Source organism: Zobellella sp. An-6, from assembly GCF_052487945.1.
The window spans coordinates 1014049-1026215 of the sequence record NZ_CP199259.1 but is presented as its reverse complement, the minus strand read 5'-3'; the positions used below and the strand labels follow the sequence as shown (position 1 = coordinate 1026215).

The 12167-nt window shown below is 46.1% G+C and carries 8 protein-coding genes; all 8 read left to right on the top strand.

Annotation, left to right across the window (positions count from 1 at the left end; all coding sequences use genetic code 11):
* The first annotated feature begins 95 nt into the window (after positions 1-95).
* From ACT7DK_RS04645 to ACT7DK_RS04610, 8 genes are read left to right on the top strand one after another with little or no spacing between them, the layout of a single operon-like run.
* Positions 96-1697: a hypothetical protein gene (locus ACT7DK_RS04645; RefSeq protein WP_445396795.1), complete on the top strand. Its 1602-nt coding sequence runs from the start codon at positions 96-98 to the stop codon at positions 1695-1697.
* Positions 1698-1707: 10 nt separating this feature from the next.
* Entirely contained in the window at positions 1708-2775 is a 1068-nt protein-coding gene (gene rfbB / locus ACT7DK_RS04640; RefSeq protein ID WP_445396793.1) for a dTDP-glucose 4,6-dehydratase, read from the top strand.
* Positions 2775-3647, top strand: coding sequence for a dTDP-4-dehydrorhamnose reductase (rfbD, locus tag ACT7DK_RS04635; RefSeq protein WP_445396791.1), 873 nt, complete (start codon positions 2775-2777; stop codon positions 3645-3647). Before rfbB ends, rfbD begins: the two co-directional genes overlap by 1 nt.
* Positions 3644-4540 carry a glucose-1-phosphate thymidylyltransferase RfbA gene (gene rfbA, locus ACT7DK_RS04630; protein ID WP_445396789.1) on the top strand — a complete coding sequence of 299 codons (897 nt, stop codon included), beginning with the start codon at positions 3644-3646 and terminating at the stop codon, positions 4538-4540. Before rfbD ends, rfbA begins: the two co-directional genes overlap by 4 nt.
* Before the next feature lies 1 nt (position 4541).
* Positions 4542-5087: a dTDP-4-dehydrorhamnose 3,5-epimerase gene (gene rfbC / locus ACT7DK_RS04625; protein ID WP_445396787.1), complete on the top strand. Its 546-nt coding sequence runs from the start codon at positions 4542-4544 to the stop codon at positions 5085-5087.
* A gap of 16 nt (positions 5088-5103) precedes the next feature.
* Positions 5104-6954, top strand: a complete 1851-nt coding sequence (locus ACT7DK_RS04620) for a BNR-4 repeat-containing protein (RefSeq protein ID WP_445396785.1) — start codon at positions 5104-5106, stop codon at positions 6952-6954.
* A gap of 32 nt (positions 6955-6986) precedes the next feature.
* Entirely contained in the window at positions 6987-10313 is a 3327-nt protein-coding gene (locus tag ACT7DK_RS04615) for a glycosyltransferase (protein ID WP_445396783.1), read from the top strand.
* Positions 10306-12159, top strand: a complete 1854-nt coding sequence (locus tag ACT7DK_RS04610; protein ID WP_445396781.1) for a hypothetical protein — start codon at positions 10306-10308, stop codon at positions 12157-12159. The genes ACT7DK_RS04615 and ACT7DK_RS04610 overlap by 8 nt, the downstream gene beginning before the upstream one ends.
* The last annotated feature ends 8 nt before the right edge of the window (positions 12160-12167 follow it).

The window sequence follows — 12167 nt, the reverse complement described above, 5'->3', positions numbered from 1 at the left end:
GCCGCAGGCGCGACTGTATTCGCACCAACACTGCTACCAAAAATCACAAACGCGATTTTATCCGCACAGGCTAACTGGCCGTAAAAGGACGATTAATGAACCCAACCCCAATCCACACTTTGGTGCACATTGGTGCCGGAAGCGGCGGCCAGTTGCCCCATTATCAGCAACTAAACCCTACCCGCCTTGTTTTAATAGAGCCCCTGCCCACCCTGGCCAAGGCCCTGCGCCAGGCCACCGCCGGCATGCCTAATGCCGAAGTATGGGAGCTGGCAGTAAGCAGTAGCCCGGCGACCAATGCAGAATTAACCGAATACAACCTGGCCCAGGCCAGCAGCCTGCACCCCGCCACCGGGCTGAGCCAGCTGTTCCCCGGCATAAAGGCGGTGCGGCAGCACCAGGTGGCCACCATCAGCCCGCAAGTGCTGATGGAGCGTTTGCAACTCAGCCCGGAGCAACACAACCAGCTGGTAGTGGAAGCCAACGGCGAAGAGCAGGCCATTCTCGACAGCCTGCTTGAGCAGAACCAGCTTTCCCTGTTCCGGCATATCCAGGTAAGCATGCCGGATATAGCGCTTTACCAAAGCCCGCATAACCCCGGTGAACTGTTGCCAAAGCTGGAAAACCACTGCTTTGACCTGCTTGATGTAGACAACAGTGATCCAGACATTTCCCTCTGGCAACTGGCAATCAACCCAGCTAAGCAGGCTCTTCAAGTCGTACAATCAGAACTGCAGCGCGCTAATACTTTAGTCGAAAGCCTCCAACAACAGCTTGAAGCGTTGCAACATGATATAAAAACTGAAACTAACACCAAGGAAAAAGCTGAACAGCAACTCAAAGCTACCACTCAGGAGAGGGATCACCTAAGGCTGCAACACGAACAGTTGAGCCAGAAACAAACCGAACTTAAAAAACTCCTTGAAGTTGAAAACCAGGGTAAAGAAAAAGCACAGCAACAGCTCAATAGCACTACTCAAGAGCGAGATAACCTCGCGCAGCAGCATGAGCAACTAACTCAAGCAAAGAGTGCTCTCCAAAAGCAGTTCCACAGCCTACAGCAGCAATTACAAACTGAAATACAGGCCAAAGAGCAGGTACAACAGCAACTAAACTCCTGCTTGGAAGAGGCCGATAAACTTAAGCAAAATAATGAACAGCTTGCCAAAGACAAGGTCACACTAACGGAAAAGGAAACACTCTTAGCTGTACTACAAAAGCAAACAACCGAGCTTCAGCAGCAACTGCAAAGTGAATCCCAAGCTAGGGAGAAGGCACAGCAACAGCTCAAGCTCACCACTCAAGAGCGGGATAATATCAAACAGCACCATGAGCAGCTAACCCAGGCACAAAATGATCTTCAAAAGCAATACACCAAGCTACAACAACAGCTTCAAGCCGAAAGCCAGGCTAAAGAACAAACACAACAACAGCTCAATACAGTTACTATCGAGCTCGGGCAGCTTAAGCAGGAAAAAGAGCAGTTAACCAAAGATAATAATGCGCTTAAAGAACAAGAAAGAAGATTACTCGAACTGCAGAAAAAACATGCGGAATTACAACAAAAACACCAAAAACTGTTGAATGAACACCAAGCTACACAGTCACGCCAGCAGTTACTTGAAAGCGAGCTTCTCAAGGCCGAAGCCCAAATCGAACTAATTAAAGAGCTTATGCTCAGCGGTAGCACAATTTAACGGAAAAAACATGGCTAAAACATTTTTAATTACCGGCGGCGCCGGCTTTATCGGCTCGGCCGTGGTGCGCGAGCTAATCAACAACACCAAGCACAAAGTAGTAAACCTGGACAAACTCACCTACGCCGGTAACCTGGAGTCACTGGCAAGTGTGGAAGACAACCCGCGCTACACCTTTGTGCAGGCGGATATTTGCGATGCAGCCGCCATGCAGACAGTGTTTGAACAGCACCGCCCCGACATAGTGATGCACCTGGCTGCCGAAAGCCATGTAGACCGCTCCATCGATGGCCCCGCCGAGTTTATTCAAACCAACATTGTAGGCACCTACACCCTGCTGGAAGCAGCCCGCAGCTACTGGAGCGCTCTTAAAACTTCCGCGCCGGAAAAAGCCGAGGGCTTTCGTTTTCATCACATCTCTACCGATGAAGTGTACGGCGACCTGCACGGCACCGATGACTTGTTTACCGAAACCACCTCCTACGCGCCCAGCTCGCCCTACTCCGCCAGCAAGGCCAGCTCCGATCATCTGGTGCGGGCCTGGCAGCGCACCTTTGGCCTTCCCACCCTGGTCACCAACTGCTCCAACAACTACGGCCCCTATCACTTCCCCGAAAAGCTGATCCCGCTGATGATCCTCAACGCCCTGGCCGGCAAGCCGCTGCCAGTGTATGGCGATGGCAAGCAAATCCGCGACTGGCTGTTTGTGGAAGACCATGCCCGGGCCCTGGTGCTGGTGGCCCAGCAGGGCGCCATTGGCGACACCTACAACATTGGCGGCCACAACGAAAAGCAGAACATAGAGGTGGTGCACACCCTTTGTGACATTCTGCAGGAGCTGGTGCCGCAAGAACGCAGTTACCGTGAGCTGATCACTTATGTAAAAGATCGCCCGGGCCACGATGTGCGCTATGCCATTGATGCCGCAAAAATCGAACGCGAACTGGGCTGGAAACCGGCCGAGACTTTTGAAACCGGGCTGCGCAAAACCGTGCAGTGGTACCTGAATAACAAAGACTGGTGGCTACGAGTGCAAAACGGCAGCTATCAGGGAGAGCGGCTGGGAGCAAGCGTGTAATGCCACAGTCAAAAATTCTTATTACCGGTGGCAACGGCCAGGTTGGCTTTGAACTGCGCCGCCAGCTGGTGCTGCACGGGCAACTGCTGGCACCTACCCGTCAGCAGTTGGACCTGGCCAATGCCGATGCCGTGGCCGCTTATCTTCAGGCTGAACAGCCCGATCTTATTCTCAACGCCGCCGCCTACACCGCCGTAGATAAAGCCGAAAGCGAGACGGAGCTGGCCATGCGGCTGAACGCCGAACTGCCGGCCCAACTGGCTGAATATTGCAAGCAACAGAGCAAACGGCTGGTGCACTATTCATCGGACTATGTATATCCGGGCACCGGCACTACTCCCTGGCAAGAAGATGACACCACCGGCCCCCAAAACCTTTATGGCCACAGCAAATTACAGGGCGACTTGGCCATACAGGCCATAGGCTGCAGCCACCTGATATTCCGCACCAGCTGGGTATACGCCGCCCGTGGCAACAATTTTATGAAAACCATGCTGCGCCTGGGCAAAGAAAGAACCGAGCTCAGCGTGGTTAACGATCAGATAGGTGCCCCCACCCCAGCCCGCTTAATTGCTCTGATAACTCAGCTGGCAATAGAAAAAGAGATTGAAAGTGGTGTGTATCATCTGGCACCCAATGGCACCACCAGCTGGCAGCAGTTTGCCCAAGCCATTTTTGAACAGGCCCGCGCGCTTGGTCAAGAGCTTGCCATAAGCCAGGTAAACGGCATTGCTACTGCCAACTACCCCACCCCGGCTGCCCGCCCGCTGAACTCCCGCATGAACCTGAGCAAGCTGGAACAGGCGCTGGGCGCAGAGCTGCCCCACTGGCAACAACAATTACAGTTAACCCTTGAAGAGTTTTTTGCATGACCACCTACACCAGCAACACTAAAGGCATTATTCTGGCCGGCGGCTCCGGCACCCGGCTGCACCCAATCACCTTGGGCATTTCCAAACAGCTGCTGCCTATTTACGACAAGCCCATGATCTACTACCCCGTCTCGGTATTGATGCTGGCCGGCATTCGCGAAATCTTGATCATCTCAACGCCGGATGATCTGCCCCAGTACCAAAAACTGCTGGGTAACGGCGAGCAGTTTGGCGTGAGCTTCAGCTATGCGGTGCAACCCAGCCCGGACGGCCTGGCCCAGGCCTTTATTATTGGCGAAGACTTTATTGGCAACAGCCCGGTGTGCCTGGTGCTGGGCGACAACATCTTTCATGGTCAGCACTTTTCCGAGCAGCTGAAAAAAGCCGCCGCCCAGCCAAGCGGCGCCACTGTATTTGGCTACCTGGTGCACGACCCCGAGCGTTTTGGCGTGGTGGAATTTGATGCCGAGGGCAAAGCCATCAGCATTGAAGAAAAACCGGCAAAGCCCAAAAGCAGTTATGCGGTAACCGGCCTGTATTTTTACGACAACGAAGTGGTCAGCATTGCCAAAGACGTTAAGCCTTCTGAACGGGGCGAGCTGGAAATTACCAGCGTCAACAATGCCTATCTGCAACAGGGCAACCTGAGAGTAGAACGCCTGGGCCGGGGCTTTTCCTGGCTGGACACCGGCACCCACGACAGCCTGCTGGAAGCCAGCAGCTATGTGCAAACCATTGAGCACCGCCAGGGCCTTAAAATTGCCTGCCTGGAAGAAATTGGCTGGCGCAATGGCTGGATAAGTGACAAAGAGCTGCACCACCGTGGCGAAGCCCTTTACAAAACCCACTATGGCCAGTATTTGCTGCACCTGCTTGAAGCAGAAGGAAAGTGAAATGGAATATCAACCCCTTGCCATTCCCGATGTAGTACTGCTTACCCCCAGGGTGTTTGGTGACGAGCGTGGCTTTTTTATGGAAACCTTTCGCCAGAGCGAGTTTGAACAACACTGTGGAAACTACCAGTTTGTGCAGGACAACCACAGCAAATCCAAACAGGGCATTTTGCGTGGTCTGCACTACCAGCTAAAAAAACCCCAGGGCAAGCTGGTACGGGTTACCAAAGGTGAAGTGTTTGATGTGGCAGTGGACATGCGTAAACACTCTCCGACCTTTGGCCAATGGGCTGGCGTATTACTGAACGAGAGCAACAGGCAAATGTTGTGGGTGCCACCGGGTTTTGCCCATGGTTTTTATGTGACCAGTGAAGAAGCCGAGTTTCAGTATAAGTGTACCGATTACTATAACCCTGGTGATGAATATTCCCTGGCCTGGAACGATGATGCGCTGGCCATTAACTGGCCACTGGCCGCCGGAACAGCTCCGCAACTTTCCGCAAAAGATGCCGACGCCCTGACTTTGGCCCAGAGCCCCACGTTTTAAATGGCCGGAGCACAGCATGTCTGAAGCGAGCAAAAACCAAAAGCCAGGAAAGAACAAAAACAAAAAAAGCCACAAGTCAAAAAAGCTGCAACAGCCGGCTCTGCGGCGACATAACTCCAGAGCCCTGGCAACCACCACGGAAGGCGCCCTGCTGCCAAATGAACACCGGCTTTACCTGCAAACCATCTTGCTCTGGCATGCCGGCGACTGGCAAGCACTGGCAGCACAGGATGCCACAGTACTCAAACATCACTCTCAGCATATTGAGTTGATCAGCCTCAAGGCCGCCGCTCACTTTCAGCTTGGTGAACTTGATACGGCAAAGGCATTGCTAAGTGAGCTGCCCCGGAAAAACAGAAATGCAGTGCGCATCCTTATCTCCGGGACTTTCAACACCCTGGCAAGAGCCAGGGCCAGCCTGAACCATACTCAAGATGCCAGAAAGCACTTTGACAAGGCATCCTCGGTGGGCACCATTGCTCACAGCCAGGTACTTACTCAGGCACGTTGGTTTGAACAGCTGGCCCAGCTGGGTATAAGCAGCGCATGGAGCCAATACAACAACACTACTGACAAGCCGGGCTTTAGTGTAAAAACCATCAGCCAAGTGGCGCTGGGTGATGCCTGGGCCGGCAATACCGTGAATACGGTGATATTTCGTCACCATGGCATTTTCACTCACAACGGCTGGCAATATACCGCCTTTTATGTAGACCAGCATACCCTGCGCGTAGTACAGCGAAACCTGAACAACGGCGAACTGCTGCAGAGTGATATAAAGGGCGATTACAACATTAAGGACGCCCACAACAGCATCAGCCTGGGCATGGACAGAGACGGCTATCTCCATATCAGCTACGATCACCATGGCACCCAGTTAAAATATCGCCGCAGCCTGGCTCCGGAATATATAGAAAACTGGAGTGATGAACTGGCCATGACCGGCCAGCGGGAAACCAAAGTCACCTATCCGGCATTCTTAATGCCATCCGAAAGTGCTCCGCTGCAATTACTGTATCGTGATGGAAATCATCAAAAAGGCTCAGCGTTTATCAAGCAATACAATGAGACGGAGCAGCGCTGGCAAGACTCGGATACAGCTGTTTTATCCGGTGCCACCAACCTTCCCTGGACCAGTAATGCTTACTGGAACCATCCTGTGCGGGATCATAATGGCAATTTACACTTAAGCTTTGTCTGGCGTACTCATAGCATTGGTGAAGATCAGCAGATAAACAACTTGAACATTTGCTACGCCCAGTCTTTTGATAATGGCAATAGCTGGCATTCATCCAACCTTAAGCCCTTTCAGTTACCCATTACTCAAGTGAATGCCGAGGTAATATGGCCAGTATCCCCAGGCAGCAACCTGATTAACCAGTGCAGCATGGCGGTAGACAGCCGTAACCGGCCGCATATTGTGTTTTACGCCAACGATGAAAACGGCATAGTGCAATATCAACACCTGTGGTTTGACGGCAGCAAATGGCAACACCAGATTATTTCAAACCGTACATCAGGGTTTGACTTATGCGGTGGTGGTACCTTACGTATACCTATTTCACGCCCGGAAATTGTAATGGACAAGCAGGATAATGTGTTTGTTATTTACCGTGGTGATTTAACCGTCGACTGCATTGCTGCGCTGTGTTTAAAGGCACCAGATTACACTTATCATCCGGCAAATCAAAAAATACTACATCCAGAGCCATTAGGCCTGGCCGAGCCGGTAATAGACCGTCTGCGCTGGCAGCAACAGCAGGTGTTAAGCCTGTTACTGCAATACAACGACCAGCCCAACCACGACGTTGGTCACGCCAGCGTGGTAAAGCCCATTTATATTCTAGACGTAGCATTTAACGCATAATCATTATTTTTATAGAATTTCAGAGAGTAAATATGGCAGTTAATACACAAGCCCCGGCGGCAGGAAGCACCACACAAACCTATCTGGAACAAGGTAATGCCGCCATGCGCGCTGGCCATTACAGCCAGGCGCTGGCGCTGTTTGAGCAAGCATTAAAGCAGTCACCTGCGTTAGCGAAGGTAATCGAATTTAATATACAGCTGGCGAATCTAAAGCTTGGTAAAGCTGTGCCGGTTAAGCCTGAAATTCTATCAATACAAGCAGAAAAGCCACCTGCCAAAAGTGAAAACCCAGCAGTACAAAGTGTTAGTGCGTCACCGGCGCAGTTATATAGCATTAATAGTGAAAGCTGCACGGTAGACATTGTTGTGCCGGTATATAACGCCCTTGACGATGTGCAGCGTTGTTTAGAAGCGATAGAACGCAACACTGATGATTTTAAGGTTAATGTGTACGTCATTAATGACGGCTCTGAAACACCCACAACCGAATGGTTAAGGGCGTTTTGTAAAAATAAGCCGATGTTTTTTTTAACGGAAAACGATAAAAACAAAGGTTATACGCCAACGGTAAACGTGGGGCTGCGCCAGTGCAAAGGCGATTATATTGTTACGCTAAATAGCGACACTATTGTCACCAAGGGCTGGTTAAGTGGTTTGGTGCGTTGTTTAAGTAGTGATAAGAAACTAGGTATTGTTGGCCCATTATCAAATGCAGCAAGCTGGCAGAGTGTTCCTCGTCTAAGAGATGAAAATGGTGGTTTTTTCATTAATAGTGTTCCCGATGGTTTTACTATAGACGGTTTCGCTGAGCTCGTTTCACAAGTAAGTGCGCGCATCTATCCAGAACTCCCATTTGTCAATGGCTTCTGTTTTATGCTTAAAAAAGAGGTTTTAGATTCCGTAGGTTTTATGGATGAAGAAACGTTTCCAGTGGGATATGGAGAGGAAAACGATTTTTGTATCAGAGCTATCGATGCTGGTTACAAATTTGCAATCGCAGACGACGTTTATGTATTCCATGCTAAATCTAAAAGTTTCGGTCATCTAAACAGACAACATCTATCTAAGCAGGGATCTGATAATCTTAAGAAAAAGCATGGTGTAGAGAAATATACCGGGTTGGTCGAAAGAGTTAAAAACACTGCGCAGCTAGACGACGTGCGCAGTCGGCTGCAAGTCGAGATAGAAAAATGTTCCAAAGTTGGAAAACCATTAGCCCTGACTGACTTATCAGTCCTCTTCTTACTCCCGGTTAAAGGTGGTGGTGGTGGTTCACATTCTGTAGTACAAGAAGTGACCGCTATGCGTCGCTTGGGTGTTAATGCCAAGGTCGCAGTTAATGATTCAAACTTGGAACGATTCAGAAACAACTATGCAGATATCCCAAATGTTGATGACATATTTATTGGTTTTAATGATCAAAGTGTCAATGTTATTTCATCAGGGTTCGATGTTGTTGTCGCGACTATTTTTAAATCTGTAAAGTATCTGAAGGGTATCGTTCAGGCAAATAAACACATACTTCCTGCTTACTATATACAAGATTATGAGCCGATGTTTTTTGAAAAAGGTTCAGCACTTTGGCAGGAAGCATACGAATCCTATAACTATTTACCAGGTATTTTCTGTTTCGCAAAAACACGCTGGATAATAGATCAAGTAAAAGTAAACCATGCAGTGCACGTCGAGAAAGTTGTACCTAGTATTGACCATGATGTATACAAACCGATTACAAAAAAAGCTAGTAGCGAGATGGTTATTACCGCAATGATAAGGCCGCAGACACCTTATCGTGGTGCTGAAAGGACGATGCTTCTGCTCAGTAGAATTAAGCGTGAGTTTGGTAATGCAGTAAAAGTTAAAATATTTGGTTGTGAATCTGATACTGAAGAGTTCAAAAAATTATCCAGCGAATTTGAGTTTGAGAACGCTGGTGTTTTGACAAGACCAGCAGTAGCCGCTTTGTTGGCTGAAGCGGATATATTTATTGATCTGTCTGACTATCAGGCTTTTGGTCGCACGGCTTTAGAGGCTATGGCTTGCGAAACAGTATCGTTTGTTACGCAGAATGGTGGTACAGATGAGTATGCCATAAATGGGCATAACAGCTTCTTGGTAGATCCATATGACGTGGATACATGCTTTGATCTGATTAAACGATTAATAGCTGATCCTTCAGATATTCAGAAAATTAAGTATGAAGGTTTGTCAACTGCAGCAAATTATAGTCCACATAAGGCGGCTGTTAGTGAGTTAGTATTGATGGCTAAAGCACTAGCTAAGCATCGTGAACTAAATCCCAAAAAAATAAAGCCTAAGCTAGCTTTGTTGCCATCATTGCGTGGTGATAGTTTACCGGCAGGATCTGGGTATGTAAGGGTTGTAATGCCATATACCCATGCAAATGTTAGAGCTAATTTTGACGTAGATGTTGTCGTGGATTTACCAAACCCAAACGACTATGACATTTTTCTAATTCAAAGAGACGCAAGTAAATTCAAGCTAGAAGACATAAAAGAATGGACTACTAAAGTTAAATCTGCTTCAAAAAAAATAATTTATGAAATAGATGATGATCTCCTTGATAAAGGTGGAATGCTGCAAAGAGGTTTTAAAGGAAATTTTGATGAGCTTGCCTCGAAAGTAGAGTTTCTTGCTAAAGTTGCAGATAAAATAACTGTATCAACAGCCAAATTAAAAACTAAGTTTGAACATTACAACAGTTCGGTCGTAGTAGTACCAAATATGTTAGATGAAAATCTATGGCAGCTTGGTGTTCAAAGGGATCTATACTCCGGCGATTATGCAAGAAGCTTAGATTTTCCTGTCAAAATTGGTTACATAGGGACTAATACTCACCAAGAAGACCTGTTGATGATATCCGATGCCATGAATAAATTGAAAGAAAAGTACGGTGATAAAATTGAGATAGAAGTAATAGGTGCATTCCAAAACCACAAACCGCTATTTGGTAATAGAGTTGCTTTACCTAAAAATACAGACTATCCATCGTTTGTTAATTGGTTGCTTAAAAGAGTTAAGTGGGATATCGGTTTAATACCATTGGTTAATGATAACTTCAATAAGTCTAAATCTAACTTGAAATTCTTGGAATACGCTGCCTTAGACATGGCAATTATAGTGTCTGAGCATGATGTATACAAAGATATAGCAAATAAATGTAACTCTAATATTGTGTTGAATCAAAATGATTCTTGGTTTGGTTCGTTGTCTAGATTAATAGATGATGAAAGCTATAGGAAAAAAATAGCTAAAGAAGCTCGTTCGCTCGTTGAAGACAAATACACGCTAAAAAACTCCTCAATTCTCGAATTACTGAGGTCTTTAAATGTTTAGTTTGAATGAAGCCCTTCGTTTTGATTCTGTTGAAATTTTCTCGCCCCTTGACCACTGTGTTGGTGATCAGTATATTTTTAATGGTAGGGCTATAAAAAATGGTGACGCGTCAACTTATGTTAAAGAGAATGCGCGTATTAGATATTTGGTTAGATCACGCTGCGGCAGTTTTTACTCTTTGCTCTGGGTTGATACAGAAGATAGCCCCTTAGGCGTATGGATTCTAGATAACAACTTGCAGTTTGTATCGAATAGATCGTTAACTAAATCCAGAGCTACCATAGAAAAAAAACAGTGGTTTATTTTTATTAAAGAGTGTATTTCTTTTTTTCTAAGCGCTCTTAAATTTGTCGAAATGGACAAGGGGCAGAGAGAAAATGATATTGGTTTTTTTTTAAAGTGCATTTTTGATCAGTGCATTATTGATGACGTATTTTTTTGCTTGGACGAGTTTTTTGAATTAAATAGCACAGAGTATAACAGTTGTCCTTTTTATGACATCTTAAATGACGAACGTGTACAATTTTGCGCTGTCGGTGCAGCATCAACTAAATGGCAAGATGACGCAGTATCAAGCCGTGGCCCTGTTTTTTTCAAAAAAAATGGTGACTTAGTTCGGGCTAAATTTTTATGTTACCTTGGTTCAAAGTCTGGATACTATTTCTATCCAGATGGTAACCGAAGCTTTATAGTGTTTGTTTCAGGGTTCGAAGGTCGTAATAGTTGCATTATACTTCTAGATAGCTTCTCCTGTGTTTCTTTTATGAAAACTTCAGGACAGAGCCACCTCAAAGAGTTTTTTAAGGAGATTATATTAAATTTTGATAGTTACGACTTTATCTTTGATAAAGATGAAAGCCCTAAACCTTGCTCAGTTATAACTTATAATGACTGGCATTTTGGTCACCAGCTTTGGAATGACTGGTCAGCTTTGGAGAGGTTGATTAATAAAAAAAATAATGTATTTATTGATAAGTATCTAAATGTTGGTGCGAACAGTTTTTTTGGTGTAAAAAAGAACGTTTTTGAGGTGGAGCCTGATAAATATCTTGAATGTAGTAAATCCGATGTCCTTTTATACCAACAGCAGACTAAAAGCGTTCCTGTTATCATCGGTGACTCCTATATTTCATCCTCCTTGTCAAGTAGGGTTGTAGATTATTCCCATCATTTCTGTAGTGAGAAGAAATTTGATTTTTCACTATGTGAAACGGCAAGAAATAAAGACTTGGTAATACTAATAACTGTAAGATTTGACAATAGGATTTGGGTAGATCAAGAGATTTATCTAGCCAGTTTAATAGAGAGCATCTCGCGCAGGACTGGCAAGAGCTTGTCAATAATAATTGATGGAAAGAACTCTAATGATGGTCATCTGCCAATGTCTTATGGCTCTAAGGTTTTAGCAAATAATGATGCAGAATTGATAGAACGTGAGAAACGATTTTGTGATGATTTAGTAGCCCAAATTAAAAATGGGCCTTACTCTGAGAAAATATCAATTTTTGATACGGTCGGGGTAAGTATTATGGAAAGTATCGTTTGGTCTTCTATTATAGATTTTTTCATCTGCCCCTGGGGGGCCGGCATGGTGAAGTATAAATGGATTAGTAATAAACCCGGAATCGTATTTTCCTCTTCGAATGTTCTGAGAAACAAGAAAGATATTAATATCTATGACTCAGAAGTATATCGCGAGTCTTGTCAGCCAAGCGTATACATACCAAGCTCTATGGTCCAAGATTTACCGTCAGATACAGAAGGAGCATATAGAGAAAATTTCAAGCTTGACATAGAAAAATTTACCAATTTTGTCTGCGATTATGTTGATCGCTATTTTAAATAGAGGTTAGG

What these genes read in the sequence shown, in the direction of transcription:
- rfbB (WP_445396793.1), top strand. Translation starts at nt 1,708, where the DNA reads ATGGCTAAAACATTTTTAATTACCGGCGGCGCCGGCTTTATCGGCTCG.
- ACT7DK_RS04610 (WP_445396781.1), top strand. Translation starts at nt 10,306, where the DNA reads ATGTTTAGTTTGAATGAAGCCCTTCGTTTTGATTCTGTTGAAATTTTC.
- rfbC (WP_445396787.1), top strand. Translation starts at nt 4,542, where the DNA reads ATGGAATATCAACCCCTTGCCATTCCCGATGTAGTACTGCTTACCCCC.
- ACT7DK_RS04615 (WP_445396783.1), top strand. Translation starts at nt 6,987, where the DNA reads ATGGCAGTTAATACACAAGCCCCGGCGGCAGGAAGCACCACACAAACC.
- rfbA (WP_445396789.1), top strand. Translation starts at nt 3,644, where the DNA reads ATGACCACCTACACCAGCAACACTAAAGGCATTATTCTGGCCGGCGGC.
- ACT7DK_RS04645 (WP_445396795.1), top strand. Translation starts at nt 96, where the DNA reads ATGAACCCAACCCCAATCCACACTTTGGTGCACATTGGTGCCGGAAGC.
- rfbD (WP_445396791.1), top strand. Translation starts at nt 2,775, where the DNA reads ATGCCACAGTCAAAAATTCTTATTACCGGTGGCAACGGCCAGGTTGGC.
- ACT7DK_RS04620 (WP_445396785.1), top strand. Translation starts at nt 5,104, where the DNA reads ATGTCTGAAGCGAGCAAAAACCAAAAGCCAGGAAAGAACAAAAACAAA.